Annotated in this window: 22 protein-coding genes and 1 tRNA gene; 5 read left to right on the top strand and 18 right to left on the bottom strand. The window is 33.9% G+C overall.

Annotation, left to right across the window (positions count from 1 at the left end; genetic code table 11):
- Position 1 precedes the first annotated feature (1 nt).
- Together ACIQ6Z_RS02095 and ACIQ6Z_RS02090 are read left to right on the top strand one after the other, a co-directional pair.
- Positions 2-1,384 (top strand): DHHW family protein, encoded by a 1,383-nt coding sequence (locus ACIQ6Z_RS02095; RefSeq protein WP_396209280.1) that lies wholly within the window; start codon positions 2-4, stop codon positions 1,382-1,384.
- Positions 1,371-2,798, top strand: a complete 1,428-nt coding sequence (locus ACIQ6Z_RS02090; RefSeq protein ID WP_396209279.1) for a GDSL-type esterase/lipase family protein — start codon at positions 1,371-1,373, stop codon at positions 2,796-2,798. The genes ACIQ6Z_RS02095 and ACIQ6Z_RS02090 overlap by 14 nt, the downstream gene beginning before the upstream one ends.
- A gap of 165 nt (positions 2,799-2,963) precedes the next feature.
- Here the strand turns inward: ACIQ6Z_RS02090 and ACIQ6Z_RS02085 are convergent, their stop codons facing one another.
- The 15 genes from ACIQ6Z_RS02085 to ACIQ6Z_RS02015 form a co-directional block, all read right to left on the bottom strand.
- Positions 2,964-3,362 (bottom strand): hypothetical protein, encoded by a 399-nt coding sequence (locus ACIQ6Z_RS02085; protein ID WP_396209278.1) that lies wholly within the window; start codon positions 3,360-3,362, stop codon positions 2,964-2,966.
- Between the two features lie 229 nt (positions 3,363-3,591).
- Positions 3,592-4,014 carry a hypothetical protein gene (locus ACIQ6Z_RS02080; RefSeq protein ID WP_396209277.1) on the bottom strand — a complete coding sequence of 141 codons (423 nt, stop codon included), beginning with the start codon at positions 4,012-4,014 and terminating at the stop codon, positions 3,592-3,594.
- 696 nt (positions 4,015-4,710) lie between these two features.
- On the bottom strand, positions 4,711-4,917 hold the full coding sequence (locus ACIQ6Z_RS02075) for an Arm DNA-binding domain-containing protein (protein WP_396209276.1): 207 nt from the start codon (positions 4,915-4,917) through the stop codon (positions 4,711-4,713).
- A gap of 259 nt (positions 4,918-5,176) precedes the next feature.
- Positions 5,177-5,261, bottom strand: a tRNA-Ser gene (locus ACIQ6Z_RS02070).
- A gap of 145 nt (positions 5,262-5,406) precedes the next feature.
- On the bottom strand, positions 5,407-6,540 hold the full coding sequence (gene ribB, locus ACIQ6Z_RS02065) for a 3,4-dihydroxy-2-butanone-4-phosphate synthase (protein ID WP_396209275.1): 1,134 nt from the start codon (positions 6,538-6,540) through the stop codon (positions 5,407-5,409).
- 6 nt (positions 6,541-6,546) lie between these two features.
- A complete protein-coding gene (locus tag ACIQ6Z_RS02060; RefSeq protein ID WP_396209274.1) occupies positions 6,547-7,998 on the bottom strand; it encodes an LptF/LptG family permease in 1,452 nt (483 codons plus the stop codon).
- Positions 7,999-8,008: 10 nt separating this feature from the next.
- Positions 8,009-8,653, bottom strand: coding sequence for an outer membrane lipoprotein carrier protein LolA (locus ACIQ6Z_RS02055; RefSeq protein WP_396209273.1), 645 nt, complete (start codon positions 8,651-8,653; stop codon positions 8,009-8,011).
- Positions 8,654-8,658: 5 nt separating this feature from the next.
- Positions 8,659-11,181, bottom strand: a complete 2,523-nt coding sequence (locus ACIQ6Z_RS02050; protein ID WP_396209272.1) for a DNA translocase FtsK — start codon at positions 11,179-11,181, stop codon at positions 8,659-8,661.
- A 33-nt stretch (positions 11,182-11,214) separates the two neighbouring features.
- Positions 11,215-11,589 (bottom strand): diacylglycerol kinase, encoded by a 375-nt coding sequence (locus ACIQ6Z_RS02045; protein ID WP_396209271.1) that lies wholly within the window; start codon positions 11,587-11,589, stop codon positions 11,215-11,217.
- A gap of 3 nt (positions 11,590-11,592) precedes the next feature.
- A complete protein-coding gene (gene tpx, locus ACIQ6Z_RS02040; protein ID WP_396209270.1) occupies positions 11,593-12,090 on the bottom strand; it encodes a thiol peroxidase in 498 nt (165 codons plus the stop codon).
- A 31-nt stretch (positions 12,091-12,121) separates the two neighbouring features.
- Positions 12,122-12,781, bottom strand: coding sequence for an alpha/beta hydrolase (locus ACIQ6Z_RS02035; protein ID WP_396209269.1), 660 nt, complete (start codon positions 12,779-12,781; stop codon positions 12,122-12,124).
- Position 12,782: 1 nt separating this feature from the next.
- Positions 12,783-13,106, bottom strand: a complete 324-nt coding sequence (locus ACIQ6Z_RS02030) for a hypothetical protein (RefSeq protein WP_396209268.1) — start codon at positions 13,104-13,106, stop codon at positions 12,783-12,785.
- Between the two features lies 1 nt (position 13,107).
- Positions 13,108-14,400, bottom strand: coding sequence for a dihydroorotase family protein (locus tag ACIQ6Z_RS02025; RefSeq protein ID WP_396209266.1), 1,293 nt, complete (start codon positions 14,398-14,400; stop codon positions 13,108-13,110).
- A complete protein-coding gene (locus ACIQ6Z_RS02020) occupies positions 14,364-16,289 on the bottom strand; it encodes a BatA and WFA domain-containing protein (protein WP_396209265.1) in 1,926 nt (641 codons plus the stop codon). The genes ACIQ6Z_RS02025 and ACIQ6Z_RS02020 overlap by 37 nt, the downstream gene beginning before the upstream one ends.
- Positions 16,290-16,339: 50 nt before the next feature.
- Positions 16,340-17,686 (bottom strand): DEAD/DEAH box helicase, encoded by a 1,347-nt coding sequence (locus tag ACIQ6Z_RS02015; protein ID WP_396209291.1) that lies wholly within the window; start codon positions 17,684-17,686, stop codon positions 16,340-16,342.
- A gap of 209 nt (positions 17,687-17,895) precedes the next feature.
- Here ACIQ6Z_RS02015 and ACIQ6Z_RS02010 point away from each other — a divergent pair, with 209 nt between their 5' ends.
- Complete coding sequence (locus ACIQ6Z_RS02010) at positions 17,896-19,728, top strand: hypothetical protein (RefSeq protein ID WP_396209264.1); 1,833 nt, start codon at positions 17,896-17,898, stop codon at positions 19,726-19,728.
- Here the strand turns inward: ACIQ6Z_RS02010 and hemN are convergent, their stop codons facing one another.
- Positions 19,729-21,093 (bottom strand): oxygen-independent coproporphyrinogen III oxidase, encoded by a 1,365-nt coding sequence (gene hemN, locus ACIQ6Z_RS02005; RefSeq protein ID WP_396209263.1) that lies wholly within the window; start codon positions 21,091-21,093, stop codon positions 19,729-19,731. It abuts the gene before it with no gap.
- A gap of 101 nt (positions 21,094-21,194) precedes the next feature.
- Between hemN and trxA the strand changes: the two genes are divergently transcribed.
- Positions 21,195-21,527: a thioredoxin gene (gene trxA, locus ACIQ6Z_RS02000; protein ID WP_396209262.1), complete on the top strand. Its 333-nt coding sequence runs from the start codon at positions 21,195-21,197 to the stop codon at positions 21,525-21,527.
- 64 nt (positions 21,528-21,591) lie between these two features.
- Here the strand turns inward: trxA and ACIQ6Z_RS01995 are convergent, their stop codons facing one another.
- Positions 21,592-21,966: a PUR family DNA/RNA-binding protein gene (locus ACIQ6Z_RS01995; protein WP_396209261.1), complete on the bottom strand. Its 375-nt coding sequence runs from the start codon at positions 21,964-21,966 to the stop codon at positions 21,592-21,594.
- Between the two features lie 70 nt (positions 21,967-22,036).
- A complete protein-coding gene (locus ACIQ6Z_RS01990; RefSeq protein WP_396209260.1) occupies positions 22,037-23,803 on the bottom strand; it encodes an ABC transporter ATP-binding protein in 1,767 nt (588 codons plus the stop codon).
- Between the two features lie 192 nt (positions 23,804-23,995).
- On the opposite strand from ACIQ6Z_RS01990, the gene ACIQ6Z_RS01985 reads away from it, so the two are divergent.
- On the top strand, positions 23,996-24,462 hold a 467-nt coding region (locus tag ACIQ6Z_RS01985), incomplete at its 3' end, for a Glu/Leu/Phe/Val dehydrogenase dimerization domain-containing protein (RefSeq protein ID WP_396209259.1).

The raw sequence follows: 24,462 nt of genomic DNA, 5'->3' as shown, positions 1-24,462 counted from the left end.
TATGAAAATATACTTTATATCATTTTATTCTAAATTAAATTCTTTTTTATTTGTTCTGATTTTGATTATTGTAGGTCTACTATTTATAGTATTGCCAAAAGAGAAAATATCTGAAAATGAAAAAAGGGTATTAAAACAATTTCCTGATTTTACGAAAGTGAATTTATTTTCAGGTAAGTATTTTGAAGATATTGATTTATATTATTCGGATAATTTTATTTTCAGAAATACTATCATTGAAATGGCTTCTGAAATTAAAAAATATAAAGGAATAAAAAACAAAGAAATACAATATTTTACTAAAACAAAAGCGATTAATAAATTGACAAAAAATACAGGTAAGTCAATTAATTTTGTTACATCTGATGATGAAAAAATAAAAAATGTAGAAAATAGTTCTACAATAATTGATACCACTAGTGAGGCTTATAATAATATTAATTCGGTAATTGTTTATAAACGAAAAGCGATTCAAATTTATAGTGGTTCGAAAAAAAAGCTTAGCAGTTTTGCATCTTTAGTTTCTAAATATAAAACAGCGCTTGGTTCTAATGTTACTGTATTTTGTATGGCACTTCCTGTTGGATCTGATTTCAATTTGCCCAATTCATTTAAAAAAGATCGTGAGAAAACGAGTATTAATTACTTATACAATGTAATGAATCCATCAATTAAATGTGTTTATGCATATGAAGAATTAGAAAAACATCAAAATGAATATATTCAATTCAATACAGATCACCATTGGACAGGACGAGGTGCTTATTACGCGTACTTGGCTTTTTGTAAATCTGCAGGATTAGAACCATTGCCAATTGATAAATTTGAAATCAAAAAAATAAACAATTTTCTGGGCACGCTCTATTATTATACCAGAAGTGAGGACTTAAAGAAAAATAAAGACTATGTTGAATATTTTAAAATACCGAATAGAACGAAGGCAACCTATTTTGATGAAAAATTAATTTCTGAAAAAAGAACCTTATTGTATGCTGAGTATGCAAGAGGGGGGAACTCATATGGTGTTTTTTTAGGTGGTGATTACCCATTAATGCACATCAAATCTGATGTTAAAAATGGACAAAAAATACTTATTATTAAAGATTCATATGGAAATGCATTTGCTCCATTTCTTTGCGCGCATTACGAGGATGTCTATATTGTAGATTATCGCTATTTAAAATATAATATTAAATCCATTATGAAAAAGTTCGATATTAATAATATTATTTTTGCTCACAACTTATTCGTACTCAATTCCTCGTATACCACTTTTCAAGAAAGTAAATTTTTAAATTCTAATTTCATTTCAAATCCTGCTAAACCCCAACAAGTTGTAGTAAAGAAAGATACATTAACTAATAATAAAAATGAAAAGTATTAATTCAATATATATTGCCTTTTTATTAGTGTTTAGTTCTACTTTTTATAGTCAGCAAAACGCACATTCATTTATTAAGGATGAGTATAATTTCATTCAATTTAATAATTCTAATGTACTTAGTAGATTTTATAGTAATTGGAATTCAAAAAAGCGAATTTCTATTTTGCATTTAGGTGACAGTCATCTTCAAAATGAAAATTATCCAAATAAATGCCGTCAATTATTTCAACAAATACATGGAGATGGAGGAATTGGGCTTATACAACCTTTTTCAATTGTCAAATCTTACAATGCTAGTTTTTATAAATCTACACATACAGGTGATTGGGAATATAGTAAGAGTTATATTCTTCCTCCAAAATTAGCTTTAGGGGTTCGTGGTATGTCTGCAAAAACAAATGATGAAAAGGCAACATTCCAAATTACATTCAATAATTTTCCTTCAAATCAAAACACCATATTGACTATTTTTTATTCAAATGGAATTGAAAGTTATGAGCCAAATATTATGATTGATTCTGCAGCTACTGAATTGATATATAAATCTGGAGATATATTAAAATATAAATTGTCATCTAATTTTAAAAATATTCAATTTTCATTAAATAAGACTAATGAGAAACAAAATCATTTTGTTTTATATGGGATGTCATTGTCAAATTTTGAAGATACTGGTGCAGTATGGCATAATGCAGGAGTTGGAGCATGCCAATATAAATCTGTATTATTTGAAGATAAATACGAGGAACAAGCGGCCTATTTAAATCCGGATTTGATCATTATAGAATACGGTACAAATGATATATTATATACAAATTCAATTCCGGAACAGTTAAAATTAGAAATTGATAAAGTTATAAATAAGGTTAAAAAAGCGAATCCAAATGCATCAATAGTTCTTACTTCTACTCAAGATATGAATTATAAAAAAGTAAATATCACTGCAAGCAAACAGTTTTCAAAAATGATAAAACAAATTGCAATTGAGAATCAATGTGGTTTTTGGGATTGGTATATGGTTTCAGGAGGTCCTAATGCTATGAATATTTGGCAAGAAAATAAATTAACAATGAATGATGGTGTTCATTTGAACGGTCGAGGCTCTGAATTAAAGGGCACTTTGTTAATTGAGGCTTTTAAAAAAACCTATTCCTATTTAAACGAGCAGCCTGATGTAAAAGAATTGTTGTTTGAAGAGCTTATTGAGATAGCCGATACCACATCTTCAAAAAAAGCTCAAGCTGAGTTTATTGATATGCAGAATAAAAAAGTTATTTATAAAGTAAAGAGGGGAGATACACTAAGCGATATTTCAAGAAAATTTAATATTGATATTGTTGCTTTAAAAAAGCGAAATAAAATTCAAGGAAATTTAATTTTTCCAAATCAAATTTTATATATCCCAAAACAGTAAATTCAGAGTTTATATTAAATTTTTAAAAACCAAAATTGAATAAAATCCCTATAAGATGAAAAGTTAATTAGAAAAAAACTACACTCAATTTCGGTGTAGTTTTATATGTTATAGAATTAAAAAATAATAACAAAAAAATAAGTTAATTTTCGAAAAAATTTAAAGTTATTTATTTATTTGATTTTTTAAATTAATTATCATCCATTTTTTTATTTTTTTCCCTGTATATTCTAGACCACCATCTCCCGATTCTTCAAATTCTTTAACAATTTTATATTCAACAACGGCAGTATACAACTTGCCTATAGATTTAAAATTATTCGATTGTTCGGAGGCATAATATTCGTCTTGTATCTTAGCAATAATGTTGTTATCATTGATTTTGTCATCTATATTGTGAAAATCATAATCACTTCCTTTTACTATATCCTTAAATGAAATATAACAATTATCAACGCATTCATAACTCATTAGTTTAAGAGTCAATGTCTTTCTTTCACCAATTTTTTGTGAAAAGGAACTACTTGTTATAAGAAGAACAATAATACTAACAATAATTTTCATTTTTTATTTATTTATTTAATTTGAACTTAAAATATTTTAACTTACAATAAATCTATTTACTTTTTTAATTAATAATTGGAAGAAAAGAAGTACTTAACTTAACCACTAATACAAAACTTATTTTCTTATTAACTCCTACTTAGTAGTAATAATAGATATTAATTTATTAAAAAAACCTCTGATTAATACTCATGTTTTCTCAAATTTAATTTAGCTTTTATTATTTATTTTAAAACCCTGAAATTACAAGGGGTGAATTAAACTGTAATTTATTTTTGTATTTTAAACTAATTGAGCCCTCGCTATAAGCTCCCGTAGTTAGGTTTGTATCCCATTTCATTATTATTAAATAATCACCAGAAGCAAATGTCCTTGTGATTATATTTTTTACTTTAGTTGTTTTTATTTTATTTTTACTAAATAAAACTTCTTTATTATTTATAAAAAAAATTTCGCCTATTTTCGGATTACACCCTCCAATATATTTTACTTCATCATCAATTCTATCATCATTAAGCATATATGAGCGTTCTACATTTTCAAACCATTTTGGTAAATTTTTATTATTTTTAATTGAAAATGTTGTTTTAGTTTGAGCATTCGTATTTACAAAAGTGAATAATAATGTTACGAAAAATAATATTTGTTTCATTTTGTTTATATTTTTAATTGTTTATCTTTTATCCAATTGATTTTAAGACTATTTTTTTTATTATTACTTTTTTTCCAAAAGCTAATATTTGCTTAATATATTTTGTCTTCTAATAAGTTAAGTTAGTTTTTTTGTGAAATTTTAATATTCAAATATAAATAAATTATATATTTAAGATTAATATTTTTTTTGCAATAATTTAATAACTGAATTAAATGTAAAAGTGGATATTAAGTTAAACATAGATTCGATTTTGAATTGATTAAATAAGGTCAGTTTTTTATAAAAATTCAATAGTTATGATTTGTAGTAAAAAACTTTTAATAATTTTTAATTAGGGTACTTAATGATATTATCATTTGTTTATTGTTTTCATATAAATTATTAATGATCAACTAATATATAAGCCAATCATTCAATTTGATTCATTTGGAATTTCAATAAAAAAGGCAATAATTGTCAATTTTATTAATAAAATACTATATCCTATATTTTTGTACTAGTTTAAAATATTTAGAACCATGAAAAAACTAGTATTTTCTTATTTCTTATTGGTTTGACGGCTTTTTCTCAAGAAATCGCTCTAAATACCATTTCATTAGTTGGCGGTGCTTTATCATTTAGTATAGGCTTATGCTGGCAAGTAGCAAACAGAAATGATAGTAATATGACTTCTTCAATATTGAACAGATTTGTTCACTTTGGAGTAAATATTTCTAGTTTTTCTTTATCCTGTCGAAGTAATTTCCTGGGATTATCGGTTTTTTTCCAACGCTCTTCTGTAATATACTTTCCAGTACTAATTGTGATAGATTTTCGATTAAAAATCACTTTGATGTGAATAGGGCAATCTCCATTGGTTTTTGCCTTGTCTTTTTTGATGTAAAACATTGTTTTTACCATACTCTTTTTTAGTTAAATTAAACAGTACAAATTGAACTAAAAAAATTGTCATCCCTTATGGATACTGGAGATCTCCAGGGGAAGTTTGAAATTTAGTTACCCTATTTTTGTCAAAATATCCATAGGGTAACCTATAGGGTAACTAAATTATGCGTTTTTATGTGTTTTTTGACACATTACTAAAAAAGAAAAAACCCTGTAAACGTCAGTGTTTAAAGGGTTTTTGAGTTTTTATGTTTCTTTTGAAACATCACTTTCGCGGAGAAAGAGGGATTCGAACCCCCGGACCTGTTACAGTCAACAGTTTTCAAGACTGCCGCATTCGACCACTCTGCCATTTCTCCAATAGGTCGCGCACTCAATTTCTGATTGCGAGTGCAAATATAGGATGTTTTTTTATTTAAGCAAACCTTTTCAAAATAAAAAAGTAAAAAAAATGTGACATTTTTTTTAACTCTTTCAAAACGAAATCATTATCGGCAAACTATTTTAATAGTTCACATATTCGGTGATCTCTAATCCATAGCCAATCATTCCCACACGCTTGGTCTGCGCCGTACTGTTGGATAATAATTTGATCTTCGTAATGTCAATATCGTGTAAGATTTGAGCCCCTATACCAAAATCTTTACTGTCCATTCGAATTTGGGGTGCTTTTAAAGTTCCCGCTTCTTGTAAGGCCTTCAGTGCCACTAAACGATCAAGCAATTCAATGGATTGTACTTCTTGATTGATGAAAATAATAGCGCCTTTTTCGGCGGCATTAATTTTACGGAACATGTCGTCCAATTTTTGATCTCCGTTGTGGGTGAGGGTGCCTAAAATATCGTTGTTTATTTGCGTTGAATTGATTTTGGTCAATACCGATTCTCCTGCGTTCCACGTTCCTTTAGTTAAGGCCAAATGCACCTGACGATTTGTCGTTTGCAAGTAAGCACGTAAACGGTACGTGCCAAAACGGGTTTGTATTTCAAAGTCTTCTTTCTTTTGGATCAAACTATCATGTTGCATGCGATAGGCCACTAATGCTTCTATAGAAACCAATTTCAAATCAAATTTCTTAGCAACCTTTACCAACTGAGGTAGGCGAGCCATAGTGCCGTCTTCGTTCATGATTTCAACAATCACTCCAGCGGGTTTGCAACCGGCCAATCGCGCAAAGTCAATGGCTGCTTCGGTATGTCCTGTTCGGCGTAATACACCACCTTGTTTGGCAATTAACGGAAAAATGTGTCCCGGACGCGCTAAATCAAAAGGCTTGGTATTTGGGTCAATTAATGCTTGTATGGTTTTGGCGCGATCGGCTGCCGAAATTCCAGTACTCACGCCATTTCCTTTTAAATCTACCGAAACGGTAAATGCTGTTTCCATATGATCGGTGTTGTTGCGCACCATTGCATGCAGATCAAGTTCTTTACAACGCGATTCGGTCAAAGGAGCGCAAATAAGCCCTCTGCCGTGTGTGGCCATGAAATTAATCATCTCTGGCGTTACTTTTTCAGCAGCGGCCAAGAAATCGCCTTCATTTTCACGATCTTCGTCATCGACTACAATGATAACTTTTCCTTGACGGATGTCTTCTATTGCTTCTTCAATGGTATTTAACTGTATGTTGTGAGACATGATGTGTTAGTTATTGTCGGTCTGGGTTATTTTTTTAACTATTTTTTGGAACGGCTCTGTTAGCCAATCAAAATTAATCATAAGACCTATATCATTGGTCGCACGATAAGTCAATAGTATCGCTAGTGGAGTCATAAGTAACGAAGCCATCCAGGCACCTAAAAACGGCGAAATGGTAGCTTCTTGTGCTAGTTTCTTTCCAAAGGTATTGATGAAGTGAAACGTGATAAAAATCAACATCGCAAAAACGATTGGCAAGCCCAAGCCTCCTTTACGAATGATAGCCCCTAAGGGTGCACCAATAAAGAACATAAGCAAACAAGAATAGGCCATTACAAATTTCTCGTGTATGGCCAACCAATGCGAATTGATGTTTTTGGATTTGTAATCTAAATCTATTTTTGAATTTTGAATGCTAAAGTCGGTGCTGGTGATGTTATTTTTTGCCATAGCAATAATTTGGATACGCTCATTTTTTGAAAATAAAGACAGAAGATCTTTTGTAGCGTTTTCTTTTTTAGGAGCAACAAGTGCACTTTGTGCAGGCTTTTTATTGAATAAATTATCGTTTCTTAATGTTAAATTATCGGCAAATGACACCACATCTTTATCGTAATTTTTTTGCAAAGAATCGAGTGTATAGCTTAGTTCGGGTACCGTCAACATTTTTTCAGAGGTAATATCTCCTTGTTCCATTTCAGCCTGATTGAGTTGCCCTAAATCGATAGTTAGTGTGTATTTTTTAAAACTACTTTTAACAAAAGGCAATTTATTGCGGTCTTCAAATTTTGTGGGTTGAATGTCTTCATAGTAGTAGCCATCATTTAATTCAAGTTGCAAGGAATTGGTGTCGTCTTCGCCACTCAAAATTCCTTTTTTAGCTTTAATGATAGTATTTGCCCCTAAGCCATAATTGATATTTTTAATGTGCATGGTAATGCCTTCTAAAAACTCGCCATTAGTTCCCGATTTTTTGTCGACTTTAATATTTGAATTACCAATGCTGTTGAATTGCCCTTCAGTAATAGCCATAGCGGGCCTTTGTTGAATAATGGTTTTTCGTAGATTGATGAATTTATATTGTGCATCTGGAATGACATTATTGGCAAAAAAGAAGGAAACAAAAGATAAAATTCCTATAGTTATGGTAAGCATTTTCATAGCACGCTGTAACGAAATGCCCGACGATTTCATCGCTGCAAATTCATAGTTTTCAGCAAAACTTCCAAAAGTCATGATGCCAGCTAAAAGTATTGACAAAGGCAAAACCAAGGGTACAATAGTAGGAGCATAGAAGGAAAGAAATTTAATAATCGTCCAAATGTCTAAATCTTTACCTGCTAAATCGGAAATAAAAAGCCAAACTCCTTGTAAAATGAATATAAAAAATAAGATTACAAATACCGTAGTAAATGTAATCATATAGGATGTAATAATGTATTTGTCTAATAGTTTCACCCGATCGTTGTTAGTCTAATTTATTGATGTAATAATTAGGATATTTTGATTTGGTAAAGGTAAAATGATTTTTTGACAAAGGCTGATTTGTTTTAAAAGAATTAACAGTCAGAGTGGTTTTTGTACCGTTTTTACCCACTTCAATCACAGTGTAGATGTGTTTGGTTTGCGTGTCAATACCAACCAAGACTTCTTTACGAGTGTCTTTGGCACTATTAGGGGTTAATTTTACAAACTGAATTTTTCGACCTTTTACGTTTTGCGGAATATCCCATGCATATTTGTATCCGGTATTGAAAAAGGTTAACATCTTGTTTGGTGTAACTGCTTTTTCATCGTTAGCATCAAAATTTTCTTGGGTCACTTCTTCGTCTTCTGGAACAACGGTAAATACTTTTTTACCGTCAAAAATTTTGGTAACCCCCATAAAATTTAAATGATACAAATTGCCTTTAAGAGCAACATTACCATTACTTTCTTGATTGATGCGTTCTTTTGGGTTGTTTAACGAATATTTGAAGTCGATTACAATGTTATCATACGATTTTACTTTAGCAGAAACTTGGTCTAACAATTCTTTCGCCTTTTTGGCATCCTGAGCCTGAAGTGTACATGCAATAAAAGAGATCAAGAAAATACTAAACAGCTGTTTCATGATAATTAGTTTTGTTCATTATTTAAAAAGTGTTCTAAAGCCACAAGATCTGAAATCAATACAGAACGCGCTTTACTTCCTTCAAATGGTCCTACAATGCCCGCGGCTTCTAATTGATCAATCAATCGACCAGCGCGGTTGTACCCCAATTTAAGTTTTCTTTGAATTAATGAAGCACTTCCTTGTTGTGCCGTAACAATAACTTCGGCAGCTTCCCTAAACAGTGAATCGCGTTCGGAGATGTCTATATCAAGTTTTATGCCATTTTCTTCTCCAACGTATTCGGGTAATAAATAGGCTTCCGGATAGGCTTTTTGGGATCCAATGAAGTCACAAATCTTATCTACTTCTGGGGTGTCTATAAACGCACATTGCACCCGAACAATTTCATTTCCTTGTGTATACAATAAGTCACCACGTCCAATCAACTGATCGGCTCCACCTGAATCTAAAATGGTACGGGAATCGATTTTTGAAGTTACTCTAAAAGCAATTCGCGCCGGGAAGTTGGCTTTAATCATACCTGTAATAACATTCACAGAGGGTCGTTGGGTAGCGATGATTAAATGGATTCCAATAGCACGAGCCAATTGAGCTAAACGCGCAATAGGTGTTTCTACTTCTTTACCAGCGGTCATGATTAAGTCGGCAAACTCGTCCACAACCAATACGATATACGGTAAATAACGGTGTCCGTTCTCGGGGTTCAATTTACGTAACTTAAATTTTTCATTGTATTCTTTAATGTTTCGAACCATGGCATCTTTTAATAAAGAATACCTGTTGTCCATTTCAATACAAAGCGAATTTAAGGTATTGATTACCTTAGTATTGTCGGTAATAATGGCATCGCCACCATCGGGTAGCTTGGCCAAATAATGACGTTCAATTTTATTGAAAAGGGTTAATTCTACTTTCTTAGGATCTACCAACACAAATTTGACTTCGGCAGGGTGTTTTTTATAGAGTAAGGAAGTCAATACAGCATTTAATCCTACCGATTTACCTTGCCCTGTAGCTCCAGCCATCAACAAGTGCGGCATTTTAGCCAAATCTACTACAAATGTTTCATTGGAAATGGTTTTACCTAAAGCAATAGGTAATTCCATTTCGGCGGTTTGAAATTTTGGAGACGAGATGACACTTTTCATAGAAACCATCGTCGGATTGTTGTTGGGAACTTCAATTCCAATGGTTCCTTTTCCTGGAATAGGTGCAATGATACGAATGCCTAGTGCCGAAAGCGAAAGGGCAATATCGTCTTCTAGATTTTTAATTTTTGAAATACGAATTCCTGCATCGGGAACAATCTCATATAAAGTAACCGTTGGGCCTACAGTAGCTTTGATTTGAGATATACCAATGCTGTAGTTTTTCAACGTATCTACAATTTTATTTTTGTTTTCTTCTAATTCAGCTTGGTTGATCGTAATCCCTCCAGAAGAATATTCTTTTAATAAGTCGATGGGAGGAAACTGGTAATGTGATAATTCTAATGTAGGATCAAACTCGCCAAAATCTTGTACCAAACGTGCCGCTAAATTTTCTTCTACCAAAACTTCTTCTTCCACTTTTTCGATTACGAAAGCATCTTCATTTACAAATGGTTCGTTTGGTATGCTGTGGTCTTCAATAGAAAAATGGGTAGCTTCTTGGGTTTCTTCTTTGAGTTTTGGTTCCAAATGCAACTCAGAGGCACTAGAAATTGTAGGCTTTAAGGCTTCTTTGTCGATTTCAAAGGATTTGGGATACGTTTTCAATTCAAAGTTTCCCATTTCTGCTTCATCTTCAGTTAAAAAAAAATCGTCTTCTTTTTTGGAAATTGGTGTTATGGGTAGCTCATCTTCGTTTTTGTCATCGTCCTCTTTTGCAGTCGTGTCGGCTACTGGCGTTGGACTAGCTTCGGCTACTAAATCTTCATTGAATGATTTAGTAGACTTTTCGAAAAACGAGGTAAAGGTTTCGGGTGACACATTGACTTTAAATACCAAGAAAATCAATACGCCGAATACTAAAACTAATAATGTGCCGGTTTTACCGATATAATCTTGAATGAATAAGTTCATTTCATAACCTATTACACCTCCTAATTGTGGAACTACATCCCACAAAAATCCAAAGAGAATCGAACCTACGATGATGATAAAGGCATCCCAAAAGAAGTTTTTTCTTAATTTGGCAAGGCTCATGTTTAAAATCATGTAGGCACCCAGTAAGAACAGGATGCGAACAAATAAAAATGAGGTTACTCCAAATCCTTGGTACAGGAAAAAATCGGCCATATAGGCACCAATTTTACCCAACCAATTTTCAGTAATCAGACTGCGATTGGCTAAATGACTTACAGCACTTTGATCGGCATTTCCTGTAATAAAATAGGAAATAAACGAAAGTAACAAGGCTATGGAAACCAATATAAACAGTATTCCGACAATGAATTTTTGTCGGCGACTCATTTGTAGTGAAGACTTCTTAGTACCTGCATCAGTTGCATTATTTGCAACTCCTTTTGAATTTTGTTTGGCCATTGAAACGGAACAATTTTTACAAAAGTAGCTAAATTAAAACAAATATGGAAAATAAATAATACATCCAATTGCAATAGCTGTTAAGGCTGCAAAAAATACCGCACCCGCTGCGATATCTTTAATAAATCCGATGCGTTCGTGGTATTCTGGATGAATGAAATCGGCAACTTTTTCAACGGCAGTATTGAGCCCTTCTATACTGAGTACCAAACCAAAGACTAGTATTTGCATCATCCATTCTACTCGGGTGATTCCAAAATAAAAACCCGCTAGCGTCATCAATACCGCTAGCGATGATTGTACCATTACACTGTGTTCGGTTGTAATAAGTTTAAAGGCACCTTTAAGGGCAAATACCATGCTTTTTAAGCGACCAGTAAATAAGGTTTCGTCTTTTTGAAATTTCATAATCTACAATACACTTATGGCTGCTTCATAATTCGGTTCATTAGCAATCTCGCTAACTTGTTCAGTATGTAAAATGTTACCGTTTTCGTCAATAACAATGATTACACGAGAATGTAAGCCTGCCAAAGGACCATCGGTAATTTCTAATCCAAAGTTTTTTCCAAAGCTACCGTCTTTAAAGTCTGATAAATTGATTACATGTTCTAATCCTTCAGCGCCACAAAAGCGTTTTTGAGCAAAAGGCAAATCCCTTGAAATACAAAGTACTTTAGTATTGTTCAAGCTGTTTGCTTTTTCGTTAAATTTTCGAACAGAAGTAGCACAAGTACCTGTATCGATGCTTGGAAAAATATTCAATACGATTCTTGATCCCGCAAAATCGGCTAAAGTAGTAGTGCCTAAATCGGTTTTCACCAAATTAAAATCAATTGCTTTTGAACCTATTTGTGGTAATTCACCATTGGTGTGAATTGGATTTCCTCCTAATGTTATTGTCGCCATAGTTCTTTTAGTATTTATTTGCAAATATATTTTATTTATGTGTAGGATGTTCATTTTGTAACAACCAATTCTTAAAATCAAAGAAATTTTGTGGGGCTACTCCGTGGCCCACTGGATATTCATGATAGGATACGTCAAGTCCTAAATGCTCCAAAGCTGGTTTGGCCTTTCGTGCCCAATCCACAGGAATTACTTGATCTACTGTACCGTGTGATATAAAAAATTTTAAATGTGAAATAGCAGTAGCATTGGGTTCGTGGACAAGTATGTCAGAATTGAAATAACCACTTAACGCTACCACGTTATTGATCTTATTGGGAAAGGATAGTGCGGTAGCATAACTCAAAATAGCACCTTGGCTGAATCCGATTAAGCTAATTTTTTGCGCATCAATTGGATATTTTTGTACCATTTCATCAATAAAATTCGCCATCAATTGTACTGATTCCTTTGCTTGTTCGTTGTCGGAAAATTTATTTTCATCGGCATCAAAATGTATGGCATACCAAGCATGGCCATAAGGTTGTAAGTCATAAGGGGCGCGCACCGAAATTACATAATGATTTTGTGGTAATTCGTTGGCAAAAGAAAATAAATCTTCTTCATTACTACCATATCCGTGCAGCAACACTAATAGTGGGTTTTTGTCCAAAATTTCTTTTGGCTCGCGAATTAAATAGTGTAATTGCATTTTAAAAACTTTTGAATAAATTCTGATAGAAAGCACCTAGTATGGGTACTGATTTTTGTTCGCCATTCAAACAATTCATAAAACCATAGAGCCACAATATAAAAATGAAGACCCAGAACGATGCTGAAACCATCCAATTGTCAAAATAGCCAATAGGATACCCCAATAAGAAAAAAGTGGAGAAAATCCCTAAAGCTTGACGGATATGGAAACTTGCGAATGCGCTGCGGTTTTCTTCTTGGTTCATAAAAATTGCAATTACAGTTCCTACAAGCGTTAGATAACTCACTATTGCCGTTTGCTTTCCTTTACTAGACGTGTTCATGTTATGCGTTTAAAATCAATTGTCCGTTGTTGTAAATTCCAACCGCTTTTCCTTTCATTTTTTGACCTAAAAAGGCAGAATTTTTCGATTTTGAAGCGATGAATTCTTTTTCAAAAACCCAATCTGTATCGGTAACGAACAGCGATAAATCGGCTCCGGAATTAGTATTTATTGTGCTAGTTTTAGTATTGAAAATCAATTTACTAGCTGTTAATTTTTGAATAATTACTTCAAGTGGTAAAATGGTGTTTAAGGCACCAAAAGCGCTTTCTAATCCGATGCTTCCGTCGTGGGCTAAATCAAACTCCAGTTTTTTGTGTTCAATATCTAATGGGTTGTGATCCGATGTTATGCAATCAATCGTTCCGTCCAAAACTGCGGCTACTAGAGCTGCGCGGGTGGCTTCTTCTCGTAAGGGAGGCAACACTTTGAATCTGGAATCAAAGCTGTTAAGTTTTTCATCCGTTAAGAGTAAGTTAGTAACCGCTACACTACAAGTTACGGCTATTCCTTTTGCTTTTGCTTCTTTAATCAATTGAATACTTCCTTGCGTGGAAATGGTGGGAATGTGTATTTTTCCACCGGTATAGGAAGCTAAAAATAAGTTGCGCGCCACATGTAATTCTTCAGCTAAAGCAGGTATACCTTTCATTCCCAAACGAGTGCTCATTTCTCCTTCGTTGGCAATTCCGATTCCTTTTATGCTACTATCTTGACAAAAAGCCAGTAAGGATCCCTCAAAATCTTGTACATATTGTAAAGCGATTTTTTGAAGATTGGCATTTTGAATTGCTTTTTTATAATCACCAAAGGCTATTGCACCGGCGTTTTGCATATCGTATAATTCTGCCAATTCATTACCTTCACAGCCTTTTGTTAAGGCTCCAATGGGATAAAGCCAAGTGGCGTGACCTTTTGCTTTGTCGATTACAAATCGGATTTGGGATTGGTTGTCCACTACCGGATTCGAATTGGGTTGAAGCATCACGGCTGTAAACCCACTTTTTGCGGCAACTTGTAATCCGTTTTCAATAGTTTCACGGTCTTCATATCCGGGTTCGCCAAAACAAACCGAACTGTCCATCCATCCTTGTGAAATATGTAAATTTTTAATGGTAATAACTTCAAAACCAGCTGAATTAGCGATCTGTTTATCAATTTGCGTTATCGTGCCGTTTTCAATCTTTACGTCCATTATTTGTTGGTGGAACGGACTCGAAGGATCGATAATTTTAGTTTGTTTTAGAATCACTGACGTCATTTTATCATTTTTTGGATTAGTAGTTCTATGCATAATAGTAGTAATGTGCCGATCAAAAACCATTTCCAAATTTTGCTACTACTTTGCGCTGAAGCGAGATCATTTAAAACGGTTGATAGGTTGTTTACTTTGGTAAAAGTATCAAATTTTCCGGAATTAATTGCAGTAATATCGCTTTCGGTTCGGGCATAATTGAAACTGATACTTTTTAAGTTTTCTTTGTTTTTTATTATTTCGTAATTCCCTGCTATCTCAGGATAATCACCAAATGTGAGTTTGCATTTTGCGTTCAATAACTGTTGCAAAGGAATAAAACTATAATCTTTGTTTTGGATCACTACTGCTTCATCTTTAGACAGAATGGTTTCAAGAATAAGGTTTTGGTTCTCTCCAATTGTATAGGCAATACTTCCTATTTTATTTTGATTTTGTCCCATGTTGAATATCGTGGGCACAATGAGCGGAGCATTTTGAAAATTGCTATTTTGCTTATTAATGGGAGCAGAAAACGCATAAAAATTCCCCAATTGATTTGTGTTTGAACCAACAAATACGGCTTGGTCTTCAAATTGCAATACCCCAGTAGTTCCGGTAAGTCCAAAACTCGATTTTACTTTTGGATATTGAAAATTAGTCACTTTATTTTCAAATACGGCTTGATATAAGGGGTGACTATAATTTATGGTAGTTATTTGTTTTTCAGTAGTTGTAAGCGAAGTATATTTTGGGGCTCCAAAATTACTGGTAAAAGTATTCAAGTTGTTAACCGTGTTTTGTAGGTTCGGAATCAAGACTACGTTGCCCCCTTTTTCATAAAAGGATTTTAGAGTAGTCCCTAAAGCAAGGGGTAAATCCTCCAATTCGTTTAAAAATATGGACTCTTGGTTTTCGATTTGATTGTAATCTAAAGTCTTTAATTCGGTACTGTTAAAGTTGAATTCATCCGCTGTAAATATGCGACCCAAGAAATTGTTTTGTGCCGAAGTACCAATGGCTAAAACCGATGCTTTTTTGGGTGTTGAAATACTAAAATAGTAATTGTTGTCATAGGTTAAACTTTGATCTTCAATATGAACGGTGCCTTGGAACTCTTTTTTTGGAATCGTAATTTTAATTACTGTTTTGGGTTTGTCTAATTGCACCAGCGTGTTGGCAATGGATTTATTGGAACTAATAACCGATAATGGTACTTCTTTTTGTTTCAATCCAAACGATTGCAACGTAATTTTTAACTCGTAAAACTGTTCCATTACCTGCGATATCTCTACGTTTTGTATGCTAACATTAGAAAAATATTCAGCTTGTGGTTGTATAAAATACACCGAATGGTTTTGGGCTAAAGTAGCCGCTTTTTTGCTTTCTACTTGCAGGGCATCGGTGATGATAATAAAATCTTTAGGCACCTGCTTCTTCTTTATTTCGACTTGGTTGAGTAAATAATCCAACTGAAAAGGTAGAGCAGAATACGATAAATTTTGCAATTCTTTTTGAATGGATTTGATATCGGTATCCCAAAATATTTCGGTATTGGTTAGTAGCGAGAACGTTTGGTTTTCAGGAAGTTCTTCTAATAATTCTTGAATACTTCTTTTAAGCAATTCACCTTTTGGTCCTTTGGCTTGCATGGAAAACGAATTATCTAAAAGGATAATCAATTCATTGCTTTTCTTTGTTACTTTATCATTTTCAAAATAAGGTTGTGTAAAGGCTAGGATTAAACAATTTAGCAGCAACAAGCGCGTGGCTAATAACAACCATTTTTTAATTTTAGAACTTTTTCGGGTTTGTGTTTGAAGCTCTTTGAGAAGTTTTACGTTGGTAAAATATTCTTTTTTGAAACGACGTAATTGAAATAAATGCACCAAAATTGGTATAACCAACAGAAAAAGTAAGTAAAGAATTTCTGGATGTTTAAATTGCATTTAGTAGTAAGAATTTGTCAAAAGTACAAATTTCAATTGAAAATTAATAATTATCGCTTCTTTCTCTTCTCGTCTCTTTTACGTTCGATGTTTCTATTTCTGGATTCCGTTTTTCGTGGGGTACGTTTTCCAGGACCACCTAGATTGACTTTTTTGTTTTTATCTTTCTTTTGATGAAAAGCTTCGCCACCTTCTTTTTTGGGCGTTTTCAATAAAAACTTCATTTTTTTCTTTTCCTTTTCGAAATCCAAATAGCGTTCTTCTATTTTCAAATCTTCGGGAATAGGCAACTCTTTTATTTCAGTATCCATCAATAATTCGACCTCAATTTTAGCTTCAATTTCACTTGGTGAAACCAAACTAATGGCGATACCGGTTTTATCAGCACGACCGGTACGACCAATGCGGTGCATATATTTTTCAGGCTCTTCCGTAAATTGTAAATTGATTACGTGGGTGATATCTGAAATATCTAATCCACGCGCCATAATATCGGTGGTTACTAATCCTCTCAATTCGCCGGCTTGAAAAGCAGCCATGGTATTTAATCGGTAGTTTTGTGATTTATTGGAATGGATTACCCCAAATTGATCTGGAAATTCACTCTCTAATGTTTCATAAACCAATTCTACAATACGTTTGTTGTTGACAAATATCAATACCCGATCCATACCTTCAGTTTCGCGAACCAAATGTTTCAACAGATTTAATTTGGTAAGAAAATTAGGTACTTGATATACAATTTGCTCGATTTGTTCTAAGGGTGTGCCACTTTGTGCTAACGAAACTTCTTCTGGAAACTCGAAATATTCGTCCAACATCGCATCTACTTCTTCGGTCATGGTGGCCGAGAATAAGATGTTTTGTTTTTTACCGCGCATCATCGATAATATGGATGTTAATTGCGCTCTAAATCCTAAGTTTAAGATTTCGTCAAACTCGTCGATGACTAACTTTTGCAAAACATCAAATCGGAGAACACCGTCGAGTCCTAAATCCATTACTCGTCCTGGGGTACCTACCAAAATATCGACTCCTTCTGCTAATGCTTTTCTTTGGGTGTTGATGTTAACACCTCCATAAATACCAAGCGTTCTTACGCTCATGTATTTGGTCAATTTTTCGACTTCTTCAGCGACCTGTACCACTAATTCTCGAGTAGGAACCAATATGACAACACGTGGCGATTCGTTATTTTGAAATTTCCAATGTTTTAATAGGGGCAATAAATAGGCAAAGGTTTTACCCGTTCCCGTTTGTGCAATACCCATCATGTCTCTTCCGGATAGAATTACCGAATGTGATTTTTCTTGAATTGGGGTAGGATGTACAAATCCCAATTCGTCTAATGCTTTTTGAAGCGATTTTGGTAAATCAAATTCTAGAAAAGTTTTCATGGTCTCCATAAGGTGTTATTCGGTGGTAAAGAATCGCTTGTATGCAGATTGAATGCTAAGCGGCGATTTTAAAACCGTTTATATTATGTGCAAAGGTACATAAACTTTTTGTAATGATTTTTTACGAGATGTAACATAGTTTGTCTCATTTTTACTTACTTTACACTTTATATTTTTTAGGTGCGCAAGCCGGTCTAACCGAAATGAGAATGAACTATTCTAACTATCGATTTTTTACGTTTTGTTATTGTTTTTTTGCCTTAAGTGCTTTCGCGCAGGTAAAAGAGCAAGAGAAAGATAGTGCTAAAATTTACAAAGAAATTCATGATTTGTCGCAGAAAAGTAAGTTCAATAAACTTGTATATAAATTACTTTTTCGTCCTTCAGCATTGGTGGCTGATGTACCTGTTTCCCAAAAAAGTATTCACAACAAAGGAATTATTGCACATAAAGCTTCTGGAAAGATCATTCGGAATATTAGTATTGAAACCCTGGATCCGTTTGGTTATTCAATTAAAAATGAATCTAAAGTTCCTAAAAATGAAGTGGATCGTTTTGGAAATGCCATTCATATTAAGACCAAAGAATTTACAATTCGTAATTTATTATTATTCAAAAAGCACGATCGTTGCGATTCGTTGTTGTTGAAAGAAACCGAACGTTTGATTAGAAGTCAGCGTTATGTTAGGGAAGTAATCGTAGTTCCGGTTTTTATAGAAACATCTTCCGATTCGGTGGATGTAAAAATTAGAGTATTGGATTCATGGACGATGATTCCAAACGGGAGTTGGTCGGGAAGTCAAAATAGTGTAAAATTAACGGAGCGAAATATTTTAGGTTTTGGACATCAAATTTCAGGCGAAGTAGCCAATAGAATTGGCACTAAAGAACAAGCACGTTATGCCCAATATAGTGTAAATAACATTAAAAATAGTTTTGTTCGTTTGGATCTTACCTATGCCAATGAATACAATAACGATAGTAAACGAAGCATTGTCCTAACGAGACCTTTCTATTCTGTTGTCGCAAAAAATGCGGGAGGTTTGGAGTTTGAAAACAGACGACTCACCGAATTTTTTCCAGTTGCCGATACATTATTGGGTATACCTACCAAATATGAGTTTGTAGAGTATTGGTATGGTAGAGCATTCAAAATCAATGGAGAGCGAACTTTTGCTCAAAAAGTAACCAATTTAATTCTCGCATTCTCTTACAATCGAAGAGCATTTTCCCTACAACCCTCATCGCTGTATGATGTGACGCATTTTTTTACCGCCGAAAAGAACAGTATTGGTTATCTTGGAATTTCGCGGCAAAGGTTTTACCAAGATAAATTCATTTTCAATTATGATATTACCGAAGATATACCATATGGAGAGAATGCTGCTCTAGTAATGGGGTATCAAAATAAAGGCGATCGTTCGCGATGGTATTCGGGAATAGCACTTTCCCAAGGAAAAAAATATAGCTTCGGATATCTGAGTAGTTTTATAGAATGGGGAAGTTTCTACTACCAGGGTAAAACAGAACAAACTGCTTTTAAAATTGGAAGTAATTATATTAGTCCGTTATGGTATCTTGGTAAATGGAAATTGCGGCAATTTATAAAACCTACTTATATCTGGGGAAACAATCGCGATGCTTCATTTAAAGACCAACTTACCTTAAACAATTATTATGGTATTCAAGGTTTTAATAATCGCTTAACAGGTTCGCAAAAATGGTTGGTTTCGTTACAAACTCAAACCTATATGCCTGGTCTTTGGAATGGGTTCAGATTTAGTCCTTATATCAATGTTTCTATGGGTTCTTTGGCAAATAAAAATGCACTTTTTGATAGTAAGGTGTATTCAAAATTTAGTATTGGTATCCAAATAAATAATGATTATTTGGTGTTCAACAGTTTTCAAATTTCGTTTTCTTATTTTCCGTCGATACCTTTTGAAGGAACTAATTTATTAAAAACCAATTCGTTTGAAAATACCGATTTAACGATATCCGACTTTCAATTGGGTAAACCAGCTTATATACGTTATGAATGATTAAACGGTCAGTGAGAACAGCCTGGTTTCGGGAATTTTCCGAATCAAATGTAAATCGAAAGCCATGCAAATGTTACGCACAAAAGGTTTCCCTTTTTCAGTTATACTAATGGAATTCGCTGCAAGTAACAGTAAGCCGTCTTGTTCCAATTCGTATAAATGCTCAAGTACGATTGGTAATTCTGAAAATTGCAAACTTGGATCTTCCCAGGAGGTTTTGAAATGGCACATCAAATTTAAAATGTGTTTTCTTATGATGATGTCCTCAGCGCTGAGTAGGTGTCCGCGATAAACGGGAAGCGGATTTATAGCCAAGCGTGCATAATAATCTTCTATTGATTTTTCATTTTGCGCAAAGGCATACCAACTGTCGCTAATGGAAGAAACGCCTAGTCCTATCATTAGTTGGGTTTTTGAAGCTGTATACCCCATAAAATTTCGATGTAATTTTCCTTGCTGGGCCGAAGTAAATAAACTGTCATTTGCTAAGGCAAAATGATCCATTCCAATTTCGTGATAACCATTATTAGCTAATAATTTTTTACCCTCTTCATAGAGTTGTCGTTTTTCATGATCTCTAGGTAAATCATTATCATTAAAGCCTCGCTGTCCATTTCCTTTGATCCAAGGTATATGTGCATAACTGTAAAATGCCAAACGATCGGGTTGTAAAGAATTGGTTTTGTTGATGGTGTCTAAAACATTATCTAAGGTTTGAAAGGGTAAACCAAAAATTAAATCATGACCAATTGAAGTATATCCAATTTCTTTGGCCCAATAAGTAACTTTTGCAACGTTATGAAATGGTTGGATGCGGTGTATCGCTTCTTGTACATTTTTTGCATAATCTTGAACCCCAAAGCTAACCCGTCTAAAGCCCAAATCATACAAAGTTTGTAAATGTTGTTTGCTCGTATTGTTGGGGTGGCCTTCAAAACTAAACTCATAAGCTGCGGCACGTGTTGCTCGTTCAAAAATGCCATGGATTAGTATTTCTAAATTTTCGGGTGAGAAAAAGGTTGGCGTACCACCACCTAAATGGATTTCTTTGATGATGGGGCTACTCGCAAATAAATCACAATAGCCGTTCCATTCTTTTAATACGGCTTGAATATAAGGATGTTCTACTTCATGTCGTTTTGTAATGCGTTTGTTGCAACCACAAAACGTACACAAACTTTCACAAAAAGGGAGGTGAATATACAGACTGATGCCTTCGCTTGCATTGGATTCATTGAATGATCGAGTAATGCTGGCTTTCCATGCATCCTCATGAAATAAAGCATCATGCCAGTAGGGTACAGTAGGGTAACTCGTATAGCGAGGACCCGGTATGTTGTATTTTTGGATCAATGATAGTGACATAGAACTACAATTATTCAGCCAACGAAATTAGCGTCCTTTCGTGAACAAAAAAATGACATTTATCATCTGTAACAAATATTACAGACCATCGCGATTTTGAGTTGTATTTTTGTGGTATAAATTCAACGATAATGAATATAAAATTTAACGAAATAATTCAGTCTAAGGATTTGGTGTTAGTTGATTTTTATGCCGATTGGTGCGGACCTTGCAAAATGATGTCACCCATATTGCAAGAGGTAAAAGCAACTATGAAAGAGGCTGTAAAAATAATTAAGGTAAACGTAGACCAACATCAAGATCTCGCCTCTCATTTTATGGTGCGAGGAGTGCCAAAATTAATGCTATTTCAAGAGGGTAAAATGTTGTGGCGGCAATCGGGTGTATTGTCGGCGCCAGATTTAGTAAAGGTGCTAACCACACATATTAAATAGTACCTTGTTAGTATAAGTAACGGCTACTAGATAAAAAAAAATCCCGCTGAAGCGGGATTTTAAATTAAATATCGTCAAAATCAATATTGGTAAAACTTTCAGCGGATTTTACTTCGTCTGAAGTATCCGTGAAGTTCTCTCTTTTGAAATCTTTTTGATGTCTTTCTGAAATAACTTCTTCACCTTTTTGGTCCAATACAAAATCTACCATTTCGTCTAAAATTTCTCTAAACGCTGCAAAATCTTCTTTGTAAAGGTATATTTTGTGTTTTTTGAAATGAAAAGAACCGTCTTCTTCTGTAAATTTTTTACTTTCTGTAATGGTAACGTAGTAATCGTCTGCTTTGGTTGCTCTTACATCAAAGAAATAAGTTCTTCTTCCTGCTCGCAATACTTTAGAAAAAATATCTTCTTTTTCTATCATTTCATTTTCTCTCATAATCCTAGCTTTCAAGTTAATTAGTTATAGCGAATCAAAAATCTAAAAAAAAATCGGATAAAACAATAGTTTAGTTAATTTCTTTTTCCGAAAGTTGTTTCACATACAATTCTTTATAATATCCATTCAAGGCGATCAATTGATTATGAGTACCTTTTTCTATGATTTTACCGTCCTCTAAAATTAGGATTTCATCGGCATTTTTTGCAGACGAAACACGGTGGCTTACGATAAGTGTAGTTTTGTCTTTACAATACTCCAAAAGATTATTAAGTATGGTTTCTTCGGTTTCTGTATCCACCGCACTTAAACAGTCGTCTAAAAGCAATATCGGGGCGTTTTTGATGAGGGCACGCGCAATAGATACCCGCTGTTTTTGGCCTCCCGAAAGCGTAATACCGCGCTCGCCTAAAACGGTCTCATATGCGTCGTTAAAAAGCATAATGTTATCATGCACCACCGCTTTTTTAGCAGCAGTAATTACTTCTTCATTTGTAGCTAGTTCGTTACCAAATTTGATGTTGTTTTTGATGCTATCTGAAAACAAGAACGCATCTTGCGGCACCACACTTATTTGATTGCGTAAATCATACAAGTTTACCGATTTTATGGGTTGGCCATCAATAGTGATTTGTCCATCGTTGACATCATAAAGCCTGCTGATTAACGATAATATTGTCGATTTACCAGAACCTGTTTTTCCCAAAATTGCTAGTGTTTTTCCTTTTTCAAGCGTAAAGGAAATGTCCGACAAGGCCTTGATGTGTGTGTCTTCGTATTCAAAACTTACGTTGTCAAAAACGAGGTCTCCTTTGATTACTGTAGGTTCTTGTGTGGGGTTGGTAATTTCGGGTGCTTCTTTTAAAAATTCATTGATTCGTTTTTGAGAGGCTTCCGCTTCTTGTACTAATGAAGATACCCAACCCAAAGACGCCACAGGCCATGTAAGCATGTTAATGTATAAAATAAATTGCGCAATGACGCCGATACTTTTAATTTCAGGGTCGTTGTCAATATACATGGTACCACCCACATAGACCACAACGAGGTTGCTCAATCCAATGAGTAAAATCATCAACGGACCAAATAGCGAATTTACTTTTGCAAGGTCCATAGCTTTGCGATTGCTTTCTTGCGTAAGGTCTAAAAAATCGTTTTGTTTTTTACCTTCAATAGCGTAGGCTTTAATGACCCGAATACCAGAAAAAATTTCTTGCGTGAAGGTAAATAGATTGGATAGATTTTTCTGAAAAGCGCCGCTTCGTTTGTGAATTTCCGAACTGATTTTAAAAATACTGTAGGAGAGTAGTGGTAAGGGTAGTAACGAATATAGCGTCAATTTAGGTGAAATATTGTACATATAAATGACTACAATGGTAAAACGCATGATGGTATTTAACGAATACATCACAGCGGGACCCACATACATTCGTACCTTGCCAACATCTTCGCTGATTCGATTCATTAAATCACCAGTGCGGTTTCTTTTGTAGAAGTGTTGCGATAAATTTTGATAGTGGTTGAATATCTCATTTTTAAGATCAAATTCTACATAGCGCGACATTACAATGAGGGTTTGACGCATTAAGAACGTAAAAAAACCAGCAATGATGGTAGTCGCTAAAATGTAAAGAATGTTTTTGAGTAATTCATGCTGTAAGGTACCCACGTCTTTATGTGTCGATTTTACATAGTCTTCAATGACCTTGATGGAATTACCAATTAACTCTGGAGTAAACAAAGAAAAAATTTGGGCCACAATAGTAATCAACAACCCTAACAGGAAGCGATATTTATATTTGATAAAATATTTGTTTAAATATTGTAATTCTTTCATTGTATGCTATGTTGTGGTATTATTTTCGTACCAATTGCAATAATTTGTTATTGTATTGATAATGAGGTATTATTCAGTTTTATAACATTTCATTGCTAAATTATTAAAAAACAGATAAAATTTTAATTCAATTTAAAATTATTCGTAATATTGTAATCAAATTTTGAATACTATTCAATTTAAAACACAAGCATGACAGCAGATGTAATTAAAGCAAATGAGCTTCATAAAGTTGACCCTGTTTTTGGTCAAGTATCTTTTGATGGTCACGAACAAGTTGTATTTTGTAACGACAAAGATACAGGATTAAAAGCAATTATTGGAATACATAATACAGTTTTAGGACCCGCTTTGGGTGGAACACGCATGTGGAGTTATGCCAACGAATGGGAAGCGCTTAATGATGTGTTGCGTTTGTCGCGTGGAATGTCTTTTAAATCTTCGATTTCAGGTTTAAACTTAGGTGGTGGTAAGGCCGTTATTATTGGCGATGCTAAAACACTAAAAACGCCAGAATTGATGCGAAAATTTGGCGAATATGTTCATTCATTATCTGGAAAATATATTACGGCAGAAGATGTGGGTATGGAAACCAAAGACATGGATACTGTTCGTGAAGTAACGCCTTATGTAACCGGAATTTCGGAAGAAAAAGGAGG

The sequence above is a fragment of the Flavobacterium sp. genome (genome assembly GCF_044376915.1).
GTDB lineage: Bacteria > Bacteroidota > Bacteroidia > Flavobacteriales > Flavobacteriaceae > Flavobacterium.
Note: the sequence above shows the minus strand (reverse complement) of the source record. Positions and strands in the feature narration are given on the sequence as shown.

Excerpts from the sequence above, each read along its gene's own strand:
- ACIQ6Z_RS02095 (WP_396209280.1), top strand. The coding sequence starts at position 2 with ATGAAAATATACTTTATATCATTTTATTCTAAATTAAATTCTTTTTTA.
- ACIQ6Z_RS02090 (WP_396209279.1), top strand. The coding sequence starts at position 1,371 with ATGAAAAGTATTAATTCAATATATATTGCCTTTTTATTAGTGTTTAGT.
- ACIQ6Z_RS02085 (WP_396209278.1), bottom strand. The coding sequence starts at position 3,362 with ATGAAAATTATTGTTAGTATTATTGTTCTTCTTATAACAAGTAGTTCC.
- ACIQ6Z_RS02080 (WP_396209277.1), bottom strand. The coding sequence starts at position 4,014 with ATGAAACAAATATTATTTTTCGTAACATTATTATTCACTTTTGTAAAT.
- ACIQ6Z_RS02075 (WP_396209276.1), bottom strand. The coding sequence starts at position 4,917 with ATGGTAAAAACAATGTTTTACATCAAAAAAGACAAGGCAAAAACCAAT.
- ribB (WP_396209275.1), bottom strand. The coding sequence starts at position 6,540 with ATGTCTCACAACATACAGTTAAATACCATTGAAGAAGCAATAGAAGAC.
- ACIQ6Z_RS02055 (WP_396209273.1), bottom strand. The coding sequence starts at position 8,653 with ATGAAACAGCTGTTTAGTATTTTCTTGATCTCTTTTATTGCATGTACA.
- ACIQ6Z_RS02050 (WP_396209272.1), bottom strand. The coding sequence starts at position 11,181 with ATGGCCAAACAAAATTCAAAAGGAGTTGCAAATAATGCAACTGATGCA.
- ACIQ6Z_RS02045 (WP_396209271.1), bottom strand. The coding sequence starts at position 11,589 with ATGAAATTTCAAAAAGACGAAACCTTATTTACTGGTCGCTTAAAAAGC.
- tpx (WP_396209270.1), bottom strand. The coding sequence starts at position 12,090 with ATGGCGACAATAACATTAGGAGGAAATCCAATTCACACCAATGGTGAA.
- ACIQ6Z_RS02035 (WP_396209269.1), bottom strand. The coding sequence starts at position 12,781 with ATGCAATTACACTATTTAATTCGCGAGCCAAAAGAAATTTTGGACAAA.
- ACIQ6Z_RS02030 (WP_396209268.1), bottom strand. The coding sequence starts at position 13,106 with ATGAACACGTCTAGTAAAGGAAAGCAAACGGCAATAGTGAGTTATCTA.
- ACIQ6Z_RS02025 (WP_396209266.1), bottom strand. The coding sequence starts at position 14,400 with ATGCATAGAACTACTAATCCAAAAAATGATAAAATGACGTCAGTGATT.
- ACIQ6Z_RS02020 (WP_396209265.1), bottom strand. The coding sequence starts at position 16,289 with ATGCAATTTAAACATCCAGAAATTCTTTACTTACTTTTTCTGTTGGTT.
- ACIQ6Z_RS02015 (WP_396209291.1), bottom strand. The coding sequence starts at position 17,686 with ATGAAAACTTTTCTAGAATTTGATTTACCAAAATCGCTTCAAAAAGCA.
- ACIQ6Z_RS02010 (WP_396209264.1), top strand. The coding sequence starts at position 17,896 with ATGAACTATTCTAACTATCGATTTTTTACGTTTTGTTATTGTTTTTTT.
- hemN (WP_396209263.1), bottom strand. The coding sequence starts at position 21,093 with ATGTCACTATCATTGATCCAAAAATACAACATACCGGGTCCTCGCTAT.
- ACIQ6Z_RS01995 (WP_396209261.1), bottom strand. The coding sequence starts at position 21,966 with ATGAGAGAAAATGAAATGATAGAAAAAGAAGATATTTTTTCTAAAGTA.
- ACIQ6Z_RS01990 (WP_396209260.1), bottom strand. The coding sequence starts at position 23,803 with ATGAAAGAATTACAATATTTAAACAAATATTTTATCAAATATAAATAT.